17 protein-coding genes are annotated in these 17,684 nt (G+C 64.7%); 4 read left to right on the forward strand and 13 right to left on the reverse strand.

The genetic code is table 11. The features are described from left to right. Positions 1-15: 15 nt before the first annotated feature. The 8 genes from Q7514_RS28445 to Q7514_RS28480 form a co-directional block, all read right to left on the reverse strand. Positions 16-930, reverse strand: coding sequence for a type IV toxin-antitoxin system AbiEi family antitoxin domain-containing protein (locus Q7514_RS28445; RefSeq protein WP_330136613.1), 915 nt, complete (start codon positions 928-930; stop codon positions 16-18). 91 nt (positions 931-1,021) lie between these two features. Continuing rightward, positions 1,022-1,792: an 8-oxoguanine DNA glycosylase OGG fold protein gene (locus Q7514_RS28450; protein ID WP_330136614.1), complete on the reverse strand. Its 771-nt coding sequence runs from the start codon at positions 1,790-1,792 to the stop codon at positions 1,022-1,024. Positions 1,793-1,868: 76 nt separating this feature from the next. Then, on the reverse strand, positions 1,869-2,204 hold the full coding sequence (locus Q7514_RS28455) for a hypothetical protein (protein WP_330136615.1): 336 nt from the start codon (positions 2,202-2,204) through the stop codon (positions 1,869-1,871). A 47-nt stretch (positions 2,205-2,251) separates the two neighbouring features. Then, positions 2,252-2,848, reverse strand: coding sequence for a DUF3558 domain-containing protein (locus Q7514_RS28460; RefSeq protein WP_330136616.1), 597 nt, complete (start codon positions 2,846-2,848; stop codon positions 2,252-2,254). 135 nt (positions 2,849-2,983) lie between these two features. Further along, a complete protein-coding gene (locus tag Q7514_RS28465; protein ID WP_330136617.1) occupies positions 2,984-3,931 on the reverse strand; it encodes an exodeoxyribonuclease III in 948 nt (315 codons plus the stop codon). Positions 3,932-3,933: 2 nt separating this feature from the next. Beyond that, positions 3,934-6,156: a glycoside hydrolase family 3 C-terminal domain-containing protein gene (locus Q7514_RS28470; RefSeq protein WP_330136618.1), complete on the reverse strand. Its 2,223-nt coding sequence runs from the start codon at positions 6,154-6,156 to the stop codon at positions 3,934-3,936. Positions 6,157-6,205: 49 nt separating this feature from the next. After that, complete coding sequence (locus Q7514_RS28475) at positions 6,206-6,589, reverse strand: RidA family protein (RefSeq protein ID WP_330136619.1); 384 nt, start codon at positions 6,587-6,589, stop codon at positions 6,206-6,208. Beyond that, the gene (locus tag Q7514_RS28480) at positions 6,586-7,164 is read right to left on the reverse strand and encodes a DinB family protein (protein ID WP_330136620.1); all 579 of its coding nucleotides are present in this window, start codon (positions 7,162-7,164) and stop codon (positions 6,586-6,588) included. Before Q7514_RS28480 ends, Q7514_RS28475 begins: the two co-directional genes overlap by 4 nt. A gap of 62 nt (positions 7,165-7,226) precedes the next feature. Between Q7514_RS28480 and Q7514_RS28485 the strand changes: the two genes are divergently transcribed. Then, positions 7,227-8,159 (forward strand): helix-turn-helix transcriptional regulator, encoded by a 933-nt coding sequence (locus Q7514_RS28485; RefSeq protein ID WP_330136621.1) that lies wholly within the window; start codon positions 7,227-7,229, stop codon positions 8,157-8,159. A 193-nt stretch (positions 8,160-8,352) separates the two neighbouring features. On the opposite strand, the gene Q7514_RS28490 is transcribed toward Q7514_RS28485, so the two are convergent. Genes Q7514_RS28490 through Q7514_RS28505 form a run of 4 tightly spaced genes read right to left on the reverse strand, consistent with a single transcriptional unit; the run spans position 8,353 to position 13,077 of the window. After that, positions 8,353-9,489, reverse strand: a complete 1,137-nt coding sequence (locus Q7514_RS28490) for an amidohydrolase family protein (protein WP_330136622.1) — start codon at positions 9,487-9,489, stop codon at positions 8,353-8,355. 53 nt (positions 9,490-9,542) lie between these two features. Beyond that, positions 9,543-10,550: a VOC family protein gene (locus Q7514_RS28495; RefSeq protein WP_330136623.1), complete on the reverse strand. Its 1,008-nt coding sequence runs from the start codon at positions 10,548-10,550 to the stop codon at positions 9,543-9,545. After that, positions 10,547-11,410, reverse strand: a complete 864-nt coding sequence (locus Q7514_RS28500) for an alpha/beta fold hydrolase (RefSeq protein WP_330136624.1) — start codon at positions 11,408-11,410, stop codon at positions 10,547-10,549. The genes Q7514_RS28495 and Q7514_RS28500 overlap by 4 nt, the downstream gene beginning before the upstream one ends. Next, positions 11,407-13,077 carry a bifunctional 3-(3-hydroxy-phenyl)propionate/3-hydroxycinnamic acid hydroxylase gene (locus Q7514_RS28505; protein ID WP_330136625.1) on the reverse strand — a complete coding sequence of 557 codons (1,671 nt, stop codon included), beginning with the start codon at positions 13,075-13,077 and terminating at the stop codon, positions 11,407-11,409. The genes Q7514_RS28500 and Q7514_RS28505 overlap by 4 nt, the downstream gene beginning before the upstream one ends. Before the next feature lie 130 nt (positions 13,078-13,207). Between Q7514_RS28505 and Q7514_RS28510 the strand changes: the two genes are divergently transcribed. After that, positions 13,208-13,852 carry a TetR/AcrR family transcriptional regulator gene (locus Q7514_RS28510; protein ID WP_330136626.1) on the forward strand — a complete coding sequence of 215 codons (645 nt, stop codon included), beginning with the start codon at positions 13,208-13,210 and terminating at the stop codon, positions 13,850-13,852. 352 nt (positions 13,853-14,204) lie between these two features. Next, positions 14,205-14,951 carry a GAF and ANTAR domain-containing protein gene (locus Q7514_RS28515; RefSeq protein ID WP_330136627.1) on the forward strand — a complete coding sequence of 249 codons (747 nt, stop codon included), beginning with the start codon at positions 14,205-14,207 and terminating at the stop codon, positions 14,949-14,951. 111 nt (positions 14,952-15,062) lie between these two features. Here Q7514_RS28515 and Q7514_RS28520 read toward each other — a convergent pair whose 3' ends face one another. Further along, entirely contained in the window at positions 15,063-15,695 is a 633-nt protein-coding gene (locus Q7514_RS28520; RefSeq protein ID WP_330136628.1) for a TetR/AcrR family transcriptional regulator, read from the reverse strand. A 286-nt stretch (positions 15,696-15,981) separates the two neighbouring features. Here Q7514_RS28520 and Q7514_RS28525 point away from each other — a divergent pair, with 286 nt between their 5' ends. After that, on the forward strand, positions 15,982-17,460 hold the full coding sequence (locus Q7514_RS28525; RefSeq protein ID WP_330136629.1) for an aldehyde dehydrogenase family protein: 1,479 nt from the start codon (positions 15,982-15,984) through the stop codon (positions 17,458-17,460). Positions 17,461-17,684: the final 224 nt, after the last annotated feature.

A 17,684-nucleotide genomic window follows, 5' to 3' on the forward strand; every position in this document is an offset into this window, starting at 1 on the left:
GCCGAAACGGTGGCGTTATTGCGCTCGATCGAGTGCCCACATCCGGTGCCGGGCGACAGCGCGCTCGAACCGTCGCACAACCACCTCGAAGGTCTCCAGCTCCTCCGGATCCCAGCGGACGACCTCGAGACCCAGGTCGCGCAGCCCGTCCTCCCAACGCCTCTCGTCGATGAGGTCTTGTGGCTCGGTGAACTTCTCGTGGCCGTCGAACTCTCCGACAACCCCGAGGTCTTCCCAGTAGAAATCGACCCGAACACGTCGACCGTCGACAGTGACGAGTTCGCGTTGGAGGTCGGGGGCGGGCAGGCCGTACTCGAGTATCCGGATCCTCGACAGCGACTCACCGACACTCTCGCTACGGCCGTCGAGGAACTGCAACACCGACGACGCCGACACCAGCCCGTAGCGACAGCGGGATGCCTCGAGCACACGGGGTATCTGTGTTGCTGCGCTCGGGTCGGAACGCAAAGCCGCATCTCCGACGGCGATGGCCTGGTCGCGGGGGAGAGTCCGGGCGAGGTCGACGACGGTGCGAGCAACCGACGTCACCGGAACGCCGAGCACCTGCGTGATCTCTCCATCGTCCCAGTTCGTGGTGTGTGCGTGCAGACCGGACGTCACACGGCCACTGCGGCTGGGAGGACGCGAGACGTGGACGCGGCGCAGCGGCACGTCCCACACGTCGATGCCGTGGAGTACCGCGGCCGAGATGTGGCTGATCGCCTCGTCGGTGTCCAGGCCGGAAGCGATGTGTCGCGCGTGCACGCGATGACGTCCGACCGGTCCGAGCGCATCGAAGTCCTTGCGCCACAGATACAGTCCGTGAGCGATGCCGGCGAGCTCGCCCGAGCGCAACGCCTTACTGATGTGGTGCTCGGACATACCCGACGCGGCGAGTGATTTCCTGGTGAGTCCCCGTGGTTCGTACATGAGCGGATACTCCCGCTCGACGAGCCGCGTGTGGCATCGAAAGTCGCGTTGTGGCCGAATCTGTGGATGAAATGTGCGCCTGTGGACAACTTCAGAACAGGCGCGGGGTCGCGTGCGAGCCGTCGCGCACCTCGGCCATGCGGGCATCCCACCGTTCGACGAGCCACATCTCCACCAGCTCCGGCCGGGTCCTGATCTTTTCGGCCCACCCGCTGAGGAGCCCCACGTAGCGGAGATATCGGCGCAACGTGAAATCGGCGACCGCCGGATCCTCCAACCAGCCCTCGTGCACAAGTGTCGACACACCGTGCTGATCGAGCAACTGCGCGGAACCGGCATCGGTATGGACATCGACGGCCCACAGATATGTTGCGAACAGCGGAACCCCCACGCCGGGGGTGTCGGGCCATCCCAACCACGTGAGTCGGGAGTTGTCGGGCAGCGACTTCGTCTTCGCGCAGTAATCGAGGACGCCTTTGATCTTGCCGAGGGGGTCGCGTCCGGACGGCGCGTGGGCGTCGAAGACATTCGGGAACCGGCGCGCCGAGCGTCGGCGGGGGTGCGCGCTGCGCCAGGCCGCGCACAGGAACAGCAGCCCCAGACCGTCGTGATCGGTCTGGACGAGCTCACTGCCCAGACGCAGGTCGTTGCGGGGGACGACGGCCTTGCCACTGGTGACGACGCGCCCATCGAGATTGCGTCCACGCAGCCGAATGTCGTGTCCGGCGTCCTCGAGGTGGTCGTTCCACCACTTCAGATCGATGGTCACGCCGTCATCGAGGACCTGCAGGTCGTACATGCGAAGGCGACACCAGTCGGCACAGGCTGTCGGGGGCTCGAACCCTTCGTCGTACGCATGCATGCAGGTCAGCCTGCCACGAGAACGTCATTGCCCTCGGTGATGACACGCGCGGCGTGATCGACCCGATGCCGTTCGGTCAGACGACGGAGCCGGGATCGATCGCCTGAAGCCGGCGGACCCAGTCGAACTCGGCCTCGAGGAACGCTTCGCCGCCGGTAGCGAAGGCGTCGCGCAGTTGTGTGAAGGCGTCGATGAATTGGTCGACCCGTTCTTGGGCCGATTCCGGGGTCCCGGCTGCTTTTCTGGCGTAGCCGGCGGCGAGTTGCTTTGCCGACTCGAATTCTCCGAAGCCTCGGGTGTCGGTGAGATTGTTTGCGACGAGCCTTGCCTCTTCCAGCGCGTCGATCGTCGTCTGGCAGATTGCGACGATCTCGTCGATGACATGCGGTTCGAGTCGTACGAACTCGCCCATGCGAAATTCCTTTCACGGAGATTCGGGACCTGGCCGGCCTGGGTGCGTTATTGCTCGAGGTGGGACTCGAACAGCGCGACGGCGTGATCGAGGCCCCCGCACCATTCGTCGATCGGTAGCCTGCGCGCGTCGTCGGGAAATTGGGTTCGCCGGAAGGTCACCATTCCGAAGTCGGTTCGAACGTTGATAGCGCACGTGTTCTTGTTGCTCGGGTCGAGTTGAAGCAGAGCATCGCGTCCGTTGACGCTGGTGTGGGTGGAGATGTGGCCGTCTTTCTCCCATTCCTCTTCCAGGGTGACGTTTCCCGACAAGATCATCAGGCGTGAGCCGTCCAGGACGCCGGGAGGTGGCGGTGTGCTCTTGAAACTGCAGCCGAGGAAGCTGTAAGTCTCCATCGGATATTCCGAGGGACGCTTCGACTTCGGATCGTATTGCGCTTCGACGAGCACGTCGTCGGGGAGGTCGAGGCAGGGATCGAAAGTGATCGCCGGCCGGCCGGATTCGTCGACGACGCGGGGCGTGCGCGTCGTCGAGGTGATGGTGTCGGCTGCGCTCGTTGGATCGTCAGGTGGTGCGTCGGTCCCGCATGCCGTTGTCGCCGCGATGAGAGCGATGCTCCCCGCGACACGTTTCCACCCGCCCACGCGACCCCCCGATCCGCTGAGTATCCGGAGAGACGGTAGCAGCTCGGGCTCCGAGCACGTGGGTCACCGAGGTTCGCAATGCACACGTGAGGTTCGCAACCCCAGCGGTGAACCACCAGGTTTGCGAACGTCAATTCAGCGTTGCGTACCTCTCCTGCTGTCCAACACTGCGAGATCGTAATCGACGACGACAGGTGCGTGATCGCTGATCCGACGGTCAGGCGCCGGATCGCGATCGGTGCCCGCGGACACTGCGGAACGCGCGAGCGCGGGGGTGGCGAGGTGGTAATCGATTCGCCAGCCGACGTCGTTCGCGAACGACTGCCCGAGCCACGACCACCACGAATACGGACCGTCCGCTTCTGGGTGGTGACTGCGCACCACGTCCACAAGAGTGCGGGGAGACAGGATCGACGCGAACCACTCTCGTTCCTCCGGGAGGAAGCCCTCGGCCTGATTGCTGCGCCGCCAGTTCCGGACGTCGTACCGGGTGTGCGCGATGTTGAGGTCACCCATCAACAGCAACTCGCGGTCGCGGGCGCGTGCAGTGCGGCGCGATCTCGTGAGCTGACGGGCGAACGCGTCGAGGAAGCGCATCTTGCGGTCGTAGCGTGCGCCACCGTCCGGTGCTTCGCGCATCCGACCGGGCTTCTGTAGGTGAGCGGGCAGGCCGCCCTTCGGCAGATACAGCGACGCCACCGTGATGGGTGCGTCTGCGAGGTCGACCTCGACGTATCTTCCCTGGTCGGCGAACTCGCGCAGACCTCGGGCAAGTGGAGTGGGTTCGACGTCGACCGTCTCGATGTGGTCGTCGCCCGGGTGTCGTAGGAGCGCTGTGCCGCTCCAGGTGCGCACCGCGCTCGGCTCCTTGCGGGTCATGATCGCGACGCCGTTGCGTCCGGGCAAAGTCCCCTCGTCGTAGGTGACGTGGTGGTCGCCGAACACGCCGTCCGGAATCGCCGATGCTGGGGCGCGGAGTTCCTGCAACGCCACCACGTCGGGTTCCCGTTCGCGCAGCCATGTCTCGAAGCCGCGACGCTGCGCTGCGCGAATGCCATTGATGTTGAATGTCGCGATGCGCATGGTCAGTTCGACTTGCCGTTCACCACGTCCAGCTGCTGCTGGATCTCCTCGAGCCCGATCCCGAAGTTTCCGAAGCTCAGTACCCGTTCGAGCGGCATCGAGGCCGCCATCTCGAGGACCGCCGGGTCGAGGGCCGGGGCTGCGCCGTCGGCTGTGGCGAATATCTTCGAAAGCACCTCTGCAGCTGCAGGGTTGGCGAGGATTTCGCCGATCGACGACTCCAGCGTCAACGGGATGGACACTTCGTCGCCGTCGATGTCGACGGTGCAGGTGGCTCGGATGTCGCGACTCGAAGCACCGATCTGGACGCGGTAGGTGCCGCCTTCGACCACCCACCCATCGACGCGGGTGTCCCAGTATGCGAGGTCCGCGCGCCGGACAGGAACCTCCACCTGTCGTGATTCGCCGGCGTCGAGGCGGACCTTCGCGAATCCCTTCAACTCGCGCGGTGCACGGGACACAGAGGAGTCGGGCACACCGACATACACCTGCACCACGTCGGAACCCGACCGTTCGCCGGCGTTGGTGACGGTCATCGTCACGACGACATCGTCACCGACTGTCACCGAGACGGCGGAGTAGTCGAACGTCGTGTACGAGAGTCCGTGCCCGAAGGGGAACGACACATCGGTTCCTCGGGCGTCGACACCGCGGTATCCGACGAACAGTCCTTCGCCGTAGCGAACGTGTCCGTGCTCGCCGGGGAAATCGGTGTACGACGGGGTGTCCTCGAGTCGCACGGGGATGGTCTCGGCGAGCCGGCCCGCAGGATCGGCCACCCCGAACAGCACGTCGGCGATCGCACCGCCACCGGCCTGACCGAGCAGCCAGCCCTCGATGATCGCAGGTACGCGATCGGCGAAACCGGACACGCGCACGACACCGCCGTTCGACAACACGACCACGGTGTTCGGATTCGCCGCTATCACGGCGTCGAGCAACTCGGTCTGTTCCGAGGGAAGTTCGAGATCGGTGCGGTCGAAGCCTTCGGATTCGAGCGCGGCGGGTACACCGACGAACACCACGGCGACCTCGGAAGCACGCGCTGCATCGGTCGCGGCGGTGCGCAACTCGTCGTTGGTGGTGCCGTCGTCGAGATAGCCGGGAGCGAACGCGACATCCACCGAGGCCAACGCCCGCATCTCGTCGAGCGCGTTGTCGAGGCGAGTCGGATTGATCCGCGACGAACCGGCACCCTGATAGCGCGGAGTGCGAGCCAACTCACCGATCACGGCAACGTTCGTGTCGGCTGCAAGCGGCAGGACTCCGTCGTTCTTCAACAGCACCACGCACTCCGCAGCGACCCGGCGGGCGAGCGCGTGGTGCTCATCGGCATCGAATACGTCATCGGGGTCGACCACGGCCTTGCCGACCAGGTCGACCACCCGCCCGGCGGCAACGTCGACCACCGACTCGTCGAGCGACCCGGCCTTCACCGCGTCGACGATCTCCTGATCGGTCCGTCCACCGGTCGACGGCATCTCCAGGTCGAGGCCCGCTTTCAATGCTGCGACCCGGTCGGATACGGCACCCCAGTCGCTGACGACGAGCCCGCCGAATCCCCACTCGCCTCGCAGGACATCGGTGAGCAACCAGCGGTTCTGCGACGAGTACACGCCGTTGATCCGGTTGTACGAGCACATCACTGTCCACGGTTGGGCGTCTTCGACCACGCGCTGGAACCCGCGCAGGTAGATCTCCCGAAGCGGACGCGGGTCGATATCCGCGGAGACCCGCATCCGATCGGTTTCCTGGTTGTTGGCTGCGAAATGCTTCAGCGACGCGCCGACGCCCTGTGATTGGATCCCGCGAACGAGTGCGGCGCCGAGCGCACCCGACAACAACGGGTCCTCGGACAGGTATTCGAAGTTGCGTCCACACAACGGCGACCGTTTGATGTTGATGCCCGGCCCCAGCAGCACGCTCACCTGCGCTGCACGAGCCTCGACGCCGAGCGCGACCCCGACTTGTTCGAGCAGTTCCGGGTCGAACGAGCATCCCATCGCCACGGCGGGGGGAAAGCAGGTGGCGGGCACCGAGTCGGTGAGACCGAGGTGATCGCCACCCTCGGTCTGCTTGCGGATGCCGTGCGGACCATCGGTCAGCATGATCGACGGAATACCCACCCGCGACACGGGTTTCGTGAACCAGAAGTTCAGCCCGCTGGTCAGGCTCGCCTTTTCCTCGAGTGTCAATGTGGGAACGGACTTGGCGGGGTCGGTCATGCTGCTCCTCCGAAATCGGCGTCGGCAGCAGACTATCGCTCCGGGTGCTCTACTCGGGGACCACCGCGATCGCGTCGATCTCGACCAGCGCCCCAGGCCGGGCGTGCCCCGCAGTAGTGACGACGGTGATGGCCGTACGTCGATCACCCCACACCGACCTCGACGCCGCGTATCCGACCCGCGCATCTACCCCGTCGACCATGTAGATGTCGAGCTTGACCACATGATCCGGGCCCGACCCCGCAGCGGCCAGCACAGCAAAGACGTTCTTCATAGCTTGCACGGTTTGCGCTTCGATGCCGTCGAGCATGGCTCCGGAGCCGTCGGTGCCGAGCTGACCACCGACATAGACCGTCTTGCCGGCCGGTGCGATCACCCCCTGAGCGAAAGCGGGGCTGTACGCGAGCTCGTCGGGATCGACCAGTGTGATCATGATTTCTTACCTTCTCTCGGGGTGTGTACGTACAGGTCGCGCAGGAGCGAGACCTCGGACAGGTGGTGGATCAGTTCGCGGTGGATGTGCAGCACGAGGTCGGCCACCGCGAGCTCGGGGTAGGGCTCCTTGTCGCCGACCGGGGCGGTCAGCTCGGTGTAGCTGAGGCCCCGCACGCCCTTCACCCACACGTCGAGCTGGGTTTCGAGCTGGTCGAGGGCGTCTTGTGCGGTGCCTGCATACTCCCAGGACTCGTATGACGCCGGAGGTGCGCCGAAATGCGATGCGTTGCGTCCGGCCAGCACACCGACGATCACGTGTCCGAGCCGCCACGCGATCGTGGTGAACGGTGCAGGGTCCGGCTGCGGGAAGGCGAAGTCGATGGTGAAATCGCCTGCGCCGGCCTGCAGGGGCGCGGTCGAGGCGCCCCGAGGCCGGACATTCCAAGGGTCCGGCACTGGAGACCAGAAGTACTCGTCGTCCGTGAGACCCTGGAGTCGGGCGCGGATCTGATTGTTCCAGTGCCACTCCCACTGCTCGAGCAGAGAATTGTTCCAGTCGAATTCGGTAGCCATGGAGATACTGTGGCACCACAAGAGGACAGGATCGGTCCGCTGCATCTGGCACTCTGAAACTTATGGACGACACCACCGAGCGGGTACTGACCTTGCTCGGTCTGCTGCAACAGCGACAGGTCTGGACCGGCCCCGAGCTCGCTGATCGGCTCGGCGTCACGCCCCGCACCGTCCGGCGCGACGTCGAGCGGCTGCGCAACCTCGGATACCCGGTGCATGCCAGCAAGGGCATCGGTGGCGGCTACCAGCTCGGACCCGGTCAGGATCTGCCCCCGTTACTCCTCGACGACGACGAAGCGATCGTCACCGCGGTCGCTCTGCTCGCCGGTGCGGGTGGCGCGATCGCGAGTGGCGGCGACGCGGCGCTCAGAGCCCTGACCAAGCTCGACCAGGTGCTTCCTGCCCGTTTGCGACACGAGGTGCGTGCCCTGTCGGTGTCGGTGGAGTCCTTCGGTGGAGGTCGCGACCCCGTAGACTCCGAGGTGCTCATGACACTCGCGCGGGCTTGCCGCGACGAGGTGGAGATCGGATTCGATTATCGCTCGACGCCGCGACGGATCGAGCCTTACCGTCTCGTCGCCTCCGATCGACGCTGGTACCTGCTCGCATACGACCTCGACCGCGACGACTGGCGTAGCTTCCGCGTCGACCGGATGTCTACGGTGATGCTACGGACGTGGCGGTTCCGTCCGCGCGCAGCACCCGACGCGGCGACCTACGTGCAGGAAGGTGTCGCGAGTCGGGTGTATCGGCAGCAAGCGCGGTTCCTGGTCCGTGCACCGGCCGAGACGGTGCGCCGCCAGATCTCGGCGTCTGCGGCGGTGGTGAAACCTCGGGATCGTGATACCTGTGAACTGATCAGTGGCGCAGACAATCTCGATATCGTCCTGTGGCATGTGCTCACGTTGGGGCACGAGTTCGATGTCCTCGAGCCTCCGGAACTTGCGGCACGGTGTACCGAGCTGGGGGAGAGGCTCACTTCCGCCGGAACGTGAGGTGACGTCCCGGGCGAAGTGTTCTCGGTGCCGTGAGCGGGTACCGCAGCATGACGATGCTTCGATCGGGAGCACCCTGATGGATGTTGCGAAGAAACTGCTCGACCTCGCCGGACGTACCTACGCGGACGCCGCCGGGATCACCGTGAAACACTCCGAAGCCGCTGTTCCAGCTAATGGTGCTGGCATTGTGTTACGTCAGCGCGTCCGCCAGCCGCGGCAACTCACGCAGCGCGTTGTCGCGTTCGATGCGGAGACGGGAGGCGGTATCGAACGTTTCGCTCAGTTCAGGCTGCGGATCTCCGGACCCGGACAGTGTCAGTGCGCTGAACGGCCAGTCGCTGCCGAATACGATGCGGTCGAGCTGGCCGACAGCGAGCACGCTGCGCATCGCCGACGGTGCGGGACTGAGCGCGGTGTCGTAGAAGAACCCGTTCACATAACGAGCGACGTCGAGTACCGACGGTCGCGGAACCGAGTCAGGCCACACGTCACCGACCGGAGTCTGCGACGCGATTCCGATGCGATGTGCGAGAAACGGCAGTGTGCCGCCCGCGTGCGAAAGCTGGAACCGGATGTTCGGGTATCGAGCCAACGTGCCACCTGCCATGAGGAGCGTCGCCGCACGAGTGGTATCGAAGGTGAACTCAGCAAGAAAGTCCGGCAGAGGAAGCGTGGGTTTGGCATCGTCAGGGATGGCGGCCGGATGCACGAATACGTACGCGTTCCGGGCGTTGAGCGCGTGCATCAGCGGCTCGAAACGGGGGTCACCGAGGTAGACACCGTTGTATGCGGACAGCAGGACCACACCGTCGAGACGAAGAACATCGAAGGCGTAGTCGAGCTCGGCGAGGGCAGCCCCGAGGTCGTGCATCGGCAGCACCGCGAGACCACCGAAACGCGTCGGGTGCCGACCGAACAGCTCGGCTGCATAGGTGTTGCAGTAGCGCGCCATGTCTTTCGCTTCACCGCCGGGGAGAAAATCGACGCCGGGATCGGAGACGGACAACACCTGGGCGGCGATACCGTAGCGGTCCATGAAATCGATCGCTGCCTCGGGAGACCACTCCGGCGTGGGGTAGCCACCGATGGTGAAGTGGCCGTGGGCGAGCAGCGAGGCGCGGTATTCGGGCGGCAGGAAGTGAGCGTGCAGGTCTACGCGATACGGCTGCGAGGGCAGCGGATCGTTCTGTCGCCGTGCCGGCTGCGCCGCCGCCACGCCTGCACCTGCGAGAAGGGTGCCCGCGCCGACTGAGGCGACAGCGGTGGCGCGCAGCAGATTTCGCCTGGACAGTGTGGTACGGGGGTCGTCGGATGATTCGGACGTCATAGGTGTTCTCTCCTGTCGGAAGGGCGGGTGCAGAGCCCTCGGGGGGTGCTGTGTCAGTCGCCGGTGATGCCGGGACCGCTGAGCGCGGGAACGCTGTCCTCGCGGTGACGCAGCGACGCTGCGGCTCGCTTGAATTGCGCGAGCTTGTCGACGATCGTCTGCCCTTCGGGAGTGTGGCCCCAGATACTGATGCCGCGGTGCGTGGTCGGCTCCCACGTCGATTCGTCGACGACAATCGGGTTCCAGCCGACTTCCCATTCGAAGCCCGAGGGGGTCAGTGCGTAGAAGGACAGTTCATGGTCGTTGGTGTGCTGACCGACACCGAGAGCCATCTCGAAGCCGAGTTGCTTGACCCGCTGGTAGGCGCGGGTCATGTCATCGAGTTCGGTCACCTGGATATTCAGATGCTGGATGCGGGTGCGGATCGGGTCGACACGCACCCCGCGCACCGCGGCGACCGCGATCGAGTGGTGCCGTTCGTTCACCCGCAGGAACCGGATCTTCAGACGCGCACCGTTGATGGTCTCGTCGATGTAGTCCGAGAGCCGGGCGTCGAAGACGGTGTCGTAGTATCCGCGGAGCTTGTGTGGCTCGGTGGACGTGATCGCCACATGTCCCATTCCTGAAGCGCCGGTGACGTATCCGGAATTGCTCATCACGAGTGGTTCGGTGGTGGTGCGTGCCCGGGTGAAAATTTCTTGTGAGATTCCCTTCGGTCCGGGAAAGCGGAGGAGTCGTTCGACACCGCGCAGGGCTGTCTCCTCGTCCGTTCCTTCCGTCAACGGTACTCCGCGGTCATGGACCCGGGCCGCCACTCGTTCGAAGGACGCGTGGTCGTCGAGTTCCCATCCGAATGCTGTGACGTCCTCGGCGGAGCCGCGCTGTAGCAAGAACCGGCACTCGTGGTCATCGAGCCGGAATCGCATCGCCCGGCTCGACAATCGGTCGGCGTGCAATCCGATGGCGTCGCGACCGAAACGGTGCCAATCGGCGAACTTGTCGGTTTCGATGACGAGATAGCCGAGATGGACGGCCCCGAACAGCGAAGCGGAGTCGGTCATCGGGTGCTCCCGGTGAGGAAGGCGGTGGTGACGGCGTTGAAGAAATCGGCGCGCTCCCATTGCACCCAGTGCCCGGTGTTTGCGGTGAGCAGCAGGTCGCAGTTCGGCATCGCCTTCGCGAGCATCGGCCCCCCGCTGGGGCGGTTGACCTTGTCGTCGGCGCCCCAAATCACCAAGGTGGGAGTAGTGAGGCGGCGCACCCGGTGGTCGCGGGTGAAATCCATCCGCCACAACGTGCGCAACGCCGCCGGTCCGGAGGGACGTCGCAAGGGTGGATCCGCCACCACGTCGGGGTCGATGCTCGCCTGGTAGCGATCCTCGATCACCTCCGCCGGGACGGTCGCCCCGTCGAAGACCAGATACTTACGAACGAACGTCTCGAGTTTTTCGCGCGAAGGGCCGTCTCCGGTGTAGTACGACAACAGCGATTGCAGTCCGGGCGTCGGCAGAGCACGGGTGGTGCCGATGCCACCGGGTCCCATGAGAACCATTCTTTCGACCCGGTCCGGGCTGTCGAGCGCCAGCCGCAGGGCGCACGCCCCGCCGTAGGAGTTGCCCACCAGGTGGGCCCGGTCGAGATCGAGTCGGTCGAGCACACCGCAGATGTTGTCGGCAAGGAAGCCGAACGGATCGGACTGATCCACTCCTTTGCTCGAGCGTCCGTACCCAGGCAAATCTGGCACGATTACCCGGAAATGCTCGGCGAGGGCATCGATGTTGCGCGAATAGTTGGACACCCCGGACGCGCCGGGTCCACCGCCATGCAGCAACAGCACTGCCGGTCCTTCGCCCGTTTCGGCGACGAAGATGTCCTTGCCGCCGACAGTCACGGTATGTTCGGTCATTACTGCGCGGGTCATTCGAGGGTCTCCGTTTCGTCATGTGCAGCAGAAAGGGCTCGGCCAGAACCGCTGTCGAGATCAGCGGCTCCGGATCGCTCGGGCACGGATGTTCGACGGGCGGCCATACCCGGTGGTGGAGGGGCGAGGGCGGAGTCGGGCCCGGCGGCTGCGTACACGACCCGGTCCGGGCGCAGTACGATCACCGTCGCATTCTTGGTCCGCATCCAGTCGGTCAAGGTTGCGTCGATGTCGACGACAGCGCCGGCGGTGGGAGTCGTTCCGGACGACGCCAGGCGCACACTCGGAACTTCGGCAGTGTGCCAGCCGGGCCACGCCTGCGCCGCCCCCAGATGCAGGATCGTCCAGCGCCTGCCCAGGACGTCGTCGAGCCGCACTCGAGCGCCCTTCTCGTCGAGAACCCATGGCTGGGGAATCAACCAGCCTGGGGCCGCGGATTCGACTGCTCTCGGCGTTGCCACCAACCCCTGCGGAGAGAAGGCGTCGGGGATCCACCGGTTGTCCCGCAGCCAGTCGGCCACTCTCGGAATACGCAGAACGATCGGGAAGAGCCGGTCCCGAAGCGCGGCGAGCGTGCGATTGTGTTGCGTGATGATCTTGCCGACCTTGACGGCGCGGTCGGTCACCTCCCTCACATGGGGAAGCCGTTCTTGCTGGTAGCTGTCGAGAATCGCCTCGGGCAGAGTCCCGTCCAGCACCGCGGCGAGTTTCCAGCACAGGTTCGCTGCATCACGGACCCCGGCCGACATTCCCTGGCCGATCCACGGCGGCATCGCGTGTGCAGCGTCCCCGGCAAGAAAGATCCGACCCACCCGCCAGCGATCGGCGAAACGCACGTGATGGCTGTAGACGACGGCGCGGAGGATCTTCACCTGGGTGTCGGTGATGCCCTGACCGTTGAGCACACGCCAGATCGCCGCCTCGGAGACCAGTTCGTCCTCGTCCTCGTCGTCACGAACCGGGAACTCCCATCGGTGATGGCCGAGTGGAGTCGGACAGTCCACGGTCGGACGGGCGGGGTTGCAGTGGAACCGCAATCGGTCGTGTCCGGGCCAGTCTTCGAGCACTTTCGTGTCGATCACGACCCAGCGTTCGGCATAGGTTCTGCCTTCGTACCCGATGCCGAGCTGGGCACGGGTAGGACTCGACCCTCCGTCCGCGGCGATCACATAGGACGCGCGGACGCGCACGAACGAGTCGGTGCGCAAGTCTGCGAGCATCAATTCGGCTCCGGCGCCGTCCTGCAGCACCCGCAGACATTCGTGCTCGAGCAGGACCTCGACATCGGGAAACCGGTCGATCCCCTCCCGTAGGACCTTTTCGAGGGCGGGCTGGTAGATGAATTGCTGGGGCGGGTGGCCGGAGCCCCGAGGAACGGCCTCGGTTTCGATGATCGGGTCACCGTCTGCGTCGACGAACGCCACCTCCCCTCCCGCGAGCATGTCCTCCTGTAAGCGATCCGCAAGACCGATCTGCTGCCAGATCCGCAGCACCTCCTCGTCGGTGGAGATCGCGCGGGCCCGACCATAGATATCGGGGTTGCGTTCTATGACAACGACTGTCAAGCCGAGTTGGCCGAGGAGATTCGCGGCGGTCACGCCGGTGGGGCCGTAGCCGATGACGGCGACGTCGTAGTGCGGGATGTCGGGCACGTCGAGACCTCTCATGGGGAGCGTGTCGATCGGAGGGCGGTAGCCGGGTCGTCCGGACCCACAAAGTTACCGTAGTGATCACTACAGTAAGCTGGGTTTGCGAGTAGAGTCAACGTGTCCCCCTCACACACTCGAGGAGCAGCTCGTGCCCGAGCAGAAGAAAACCCGCAAGCGTCGCGCAAACGGAGAGGAATCGAGACGCCGCATTCTCGACGCGGCCGTCGAAGTTGCCACCGAACGCGGCTACGAGGGCACCAGCATCGCTCTGGTGAGCACGAAAAGTGGCCTACCGGCCAGTTCGATCTACTGGCACTTCAAGGACAAGGACGAGTTGATCGCTGCGGTGATCGAACGCAGCTTCAGCTCATGGATGTCCGGATGGGTCGTGCCCGAGGGGGAGAGCTCCCGCGACCGCCTCGTCGCCTTGGCGCGGCAGGTCGCCAAGACACTGCTCGAGTCGCCTGATTTCCTCCGACTGGGTCTGATGCTCACTCTCGAACGACGGCCCGTCGAGCCGAGCGCACGCACGATGTTCCTTCAGGTGCGGGAACAAGCCCGACGCCAACTCGTCGACGCAGCTCGCACGCTGTTCTCCGACGCACCGGAATTCTCCGACGTACCGGAGGATGCCGTCGAACTACTGGCCACCTACGCGATGGCTGCTGCCGACGGGCTTTTCATCGCCAAAGAGATCGACGGAGACAGTATCGACCTCCTCGCCCTGTTCGAACTACACGCCCACTCGCTCTACGACGCCGCCCAACGGCTGAGCGCCTCCGAAAAGCACTGACGGACGGGTGACGTCGAAGGCGACGAGGAGGTTACCTGGACGCTCGTCACGGTCGCGATCCGGTGTCAGGTGATAATTGTCTGCGATCAGAACCTGGCGGACTCGCGAGTGTCACTGTCCGACAGGCGTGTTCATCGGGGATGGGGCAGGGTCGAATCTCGACTGGCCCCCGGGACCGATAGGGCGGGTGGCACCTTACACGGTGGCGACACCGCACTCCGAGCCCTACGCCCCGGCGTCAGCTGAAGCCGAGCACATGGGTAAGATCGGATCGAATACTGCGGTAGAGAACCCTGCCACCTTCGCGGCAGGTGAGGTGTGCCTGCATGCACCCTCGAGAAAGAGCCCGCCGATGCCCCAGAACCCCTCGCTTGACGATCTCGATGTGATCGCCAGAGTCGACGCCGTCGCGGCCGCTCTGGATGAGCTGCGAGGGCGCTTCGGCGCCGGACAGCCTACTACCACCGTGTTTCTCGAGCAGTTGTGTCGGTGGGCTGTCGACACCATTCCCGGTGCTGACATGGCCGGCATCACGCTTGTCGGTTCGGACGGTACTGCGACCACTCCCGCGTACACCGATCCGCGGGTGGTCGAGATCGGCGTCGACCAGTACCGGACCGGTCAGGGACCCTGCCTCGAGGCTGCCGCCACCCATACGGTTGTCCGGGTTCGATTCGATGAGCTTCCCGATTGCTGGCCCCCCTTTGCTGCCGCGGTCCGTCGTCTCGGCGTACGCAGCTATCTCTGCGCCCCGCTTCGTCTGGCCGACGACCACATCGGAACCCTGAACCTGTACAGCGTCGACGGGGACGGTTTCAGCGACCTGGACGCGGCGCTGCTCAAGATCTATACCACCGTCGGGGAAACCATCATCGGTCTGTCCCGGGACCTCGACCGGGCCCGCCGCGACGTCGCCGGGCTCCGGACAGCTATGGAAAGTCGTGCCGTCATCGAGCAGGCCAAGGGTGCCCTGATGTTCTCGCGAGGGATCGGGGAGGACGCAGCCTTCCAAGCCCTCGTCGACGCCTCTCAACGCGAAAACGTCAAACTCGCCGCAGTTGCTCAGAGGATTGTCGCTCTTTTGGGGAGCAGGTCTTGAAGAGTCCGTCCCGACAATGCATTCAGTTTCATGGGCACAGTCTCGAGGTCGAAACATCTCAATGGTGACACGGACGGTGGTCTCGGCGGCGCGGATCGTCGATGCCCACGTCTACAAGGCGCTGTCCTCGACCTCTGGAATTCCGAGTGCGCGCGTCCAAAGCTGCCCTTCGAAGACGCGCACGAAATCCTCCGCGAAGTCTTCCAAATCCTTGTGTCCTTGAGTGATGCCCAGGGTCGACTCGTTGGCGAGTGTCGCTCCGAGGCTGGAGATCATCACCGACATCAACGTCGGGGGCAGCGCGTCGAGATTGATTCCCCTGGCGCGCAGAATCACGGTGAGTGCGGCAACCTGACTCTCGCGGTACCGCTCTGCGTACGCCGCGATCTCGGTGCGGATCTCCTTGCGGTGATTCGCCAGGGCCATGAACTCCATCAGCAGCGCGGCCCCGCGGGGTTCGGTGGCCACCTCCCACAGTGCGCGCATCGGTGTCTCGGACGTGAGAGCCTTGCGCTGTCTCTCCAGATTGGCCTCGGCGCCCCGCCGGAGCACCGCGACGAACAGTTCGTCCATGGTGGGGAAGTAGTAGTACACGAGAGCTGGATTGACACCGGCCTTGGCCGCGACCCGGCGTGAGGTTGCTGCGGCGTAGCCCTCCTCGAGGAGGATGTCGCCGGTGGCTTCGATCAGCAGATCGCGTGTGTCGTTGGTGCCTTCACGACGCCGCTTGCGGGGAGTACTCATGCCACGTCCCCGGCGCGTCCGATCCTTGACGCACTGATCATCCCGGTGCTATCCATGTGACGCAGCCTATCATTAGGCGATCGCCTAACAGGCTGTCGGACGCGGTGTCGTTCTCGGTCCTGTTCCACCCGTCGGCGCGTCCGCTGCCCGATGCATGACTGTGCTTACCTCGAGCCGTATCACCCAGCAGCACTGCTTTATTCGATCATGGGTTCCTTTCGGTCGGTGGCCCCAACGGCCCCGCCCACACATCGATTCACCTTTCGAACCTCGAAGGAGAAGATGAATGTCCTCAGTTGAACAAGAAGTCCCTGCCGACGTCGTCACCGACCAGCGGTTGCTCATCGGGGGCGAGCTACGCGACGCCGCCACCGCATATCCCTCCGTCGATCCCGCCACCGGCGAGGTGTTCGGCTATGCACCGGACGCGTCCGTCGAGGATGCCGAAGCAGCCATCGCCGCTGCTCGCCGCGCGTTCGAAACCACGAACTGGGCGACGGACGTCGCCTTCAGACAGCGCTGCCTCGACCAGCTACATCAGGCGTTGCTCGATCACCTCGAAGACCTGCGGGAACTGACGATCACCGAGGTCGGTGCCACCGTCGCGCTCACGAAGGAAGCGCAGCTCGAGGGACCGCTCGCGATCGTCCGCTACTACGCCGACCTGCTGAAAACATACGACTTCAGTGAGGAACTCGGTTCGGTCGAGTACCTCGGCCAACAGCACCGACGCTGGGTGGAGAAGGAAGCGGCGGGCGTCGTCTCGGCCATCGTCGCCTACAACTTCCCCAATCAATTGGCCCTCGCCAAGCTCGCTCCCGCGCTGGCCGCGGGGTGCACGGTGGTGCTCAAGGCGGCCCCGGAAGCTCCGCTGGTCACCCTCTTCATCGCCGAGTTGATCGCCCAGCACACCGACATCCCGGCCGGTGTCGTGAACGTGCTGTCATCGACGGATGTTGCCGTAGGTGAGGTGATGACGACGCATCCCGACGTCGACGTCGTCACGTTCACCGGATCCAGCGTGGTGGGCCGCAAGATCATGAAGGCCGCCGGCGACACGTTGAAGCGGGTGTTCCTCGAGCTCGGCGGAAAGTCGGCGTTGATCGTGCTCGACGATGCGGACTACGGGCCGATAGCGCCGTACGCGGCGTTCGGCATCACGATGCACGCAGGTCAGGCGTGTGCGCTCAACTCCAGGCTCCTGGTGCCGAGGAAAGATCACGACCGGATCGTCGAGGCCGTCGCGGCGATGATGGCGCGGGTTCGCTACGGAGATCCCCGGGAGAAGAAGACCTACATGGGTCCGCTGATCAGCGAGAAGCAGCGCGACAAGGTGCACGGCATGGTCGAGCGGGCCGTCGCTGCGGGTGCGACGCTCGTAGCAGGCGGCGAGAAGATCGACCCCGGTTTCTTCTACACGCCGACGCTGCTGGCCGGTGTGGATCCGGACAGTGAGATTGCGCAGGAGGAAGTGTTCGGTCCGGTCCTCGCGGTGATTCCTTACGACGACGATGACGATGCCGTGCGGATCGCGAACAACTCCGCGTACGGGTTGTCGGGCGCGGTCTTCAGTGGCGATGAGCAGCGGGCTCTGAACGTTGCGCGCAGAGTACGCACGGGCACTTTGGGTATCAACGGAGGAAACTACTTTCAACCCGACGTCCCGTTCGGTGGCTACAAGCAGTCGGGTATCGGTCGCGAGATGGGTGAGGCCGGTCTGGAGGAATTCCTCGAGCTGAAGTCGCTGGCGATTACCCTTCCCTAATTTGATCGATCGCCCAATTATTGGTCGAGGGACGCTGGACTGCCTGCGGAAGATCAGCATAGCCGCAGGTAGTTCCGGGTCAGGAGCTCGAATTATCCAGCACCCCTTGACCTTGATCGAACTCGAGTGTTAAACATATGACTAATACGCGAAAGGCTCGAACGCCGATCGGTCGCCACAGCCCCGGCGAACCCGCGACGACTGCCTGGAGTTTGCAATATTGC

The organism is Rhodococcus artemisiae, assembly GCF_036327795.1.
Classification (GTDB): domain Bacteria; phylum Actinomycetota; class Actinomycetes; order Mycobacteriales; family Mycobacteriaceae; genus Rhodococcus; species Rhodococcus artemisiae.

Excerpts from the sequence above, each read along its gene's own strand:
- Q7514_RS28520 (WP_330136628.1), bottom strand. The coding sequence starts at position 15,695 with ATGAGTACTCCCCGCAAGCGGCGTCGTGAAGGCACCAACGACACACGC.
- Q7514_RS28495 (WP_330136623.1), bottom strand. The coding sequence starts at position 10,550 with ATGACCGACTCCGCTTCGCTGTTCGGGGCCGTCCATCTCGGCTATCTC.
- Q7514_RS28450 (WP_330136614.1), bottom strand. The coding sequence starts at position 1,792 with ATGCATGCGTACGACGAAGGGTTCGAGCCCCCGACAGCCTGTGCCGAC.
- Q7514_RS28480 (WP_330136620.1), bottom strand. The coding sequence starts at position 7,164 with ATGGCTACCGAATTCGACTGGAACAATTCTCTGCTCGAGCAGTGGGAG.
- Q7514_RS28490 (WP_330136622.1), bottom strand. The coding sequence starts at position 9,489 with ATGACGTCCGAATCATCCGACGACCCCCGTACCACACTGTCCAGGCGA.
- Q7514_RS28525 (WP_330136629.1), top strand. The coding sequence starts at position 15,982 with ATGTCCTCAGTTGAACAAGAAGTCCCTGCCGACGTCGTCACCGACCAG.
- Q7514_RS28445 (WP_330136613.1), bottom strand. The coding sequence starts at position 930 with ATGTACGAACCACGGGGACTCACCAGGAAATCACTCGCCGCGTCGGGT.
- Q7514_RS28455 (WP_330136615.1), bottom strand. The coding sequence starts at position 2,204 with ATGGGCGAGTTCGTACGACTCGAACCGCATGTCATCGACGAGATCGTC.
- Q7514_RS28470 (WP_330136618.1), bottom strand. The coding sequence starts at position 6,156 with ATGACCGACCCCGCCAAGTCCGTTCCCACATTGACACTCGAGGAAAAG.
- Q7514_RS28515 (WP_330136627.1), top strand. The coding sequence starts at position 14,205 with ATGCCCCAGAACCCCTCGCTTGACGATCTCGATGTGATCGCCAGAGTC.
- Q7514_RS28500 (WP_330136624.1), bottom strand. The coding sequence starts at position 11,410 with ATGACCCGCGCAGTAATGACCGAACATACCGTGACTGTCGGCGGCAAG.
- Q7514_RS28485 (WP_330136621.1), top strand. The coding sequence starts at position 7,227 with ATGGACGACACCACCGAGCGGGTACTGACCTTGCTCGGTCTGCTGCAA.
- Q7514_RS28465 (WP_330136617.1), bottom strand. The coding sequence starts at position 3,931 with ATGCGCATCGCGACATTCAACATCAATGGCATTCGCGCAGCGCAGCGT.
- Q7514_RS28475 (WP_330136619.1), bottom strand. The coding sequence starts at position 6,589 with ATGATCACACTGGTCGATCCCGACGAGCTCGCGTACAGCCCCGCTTTC.
- Q7514_RS28505 (WP_330136625.1), bottom strand. The coding sequence starts at position 13,077 with ATGAGAGGTCTCGACGTGCCCGACATCCCGCACTACGACGTCGCCGTC.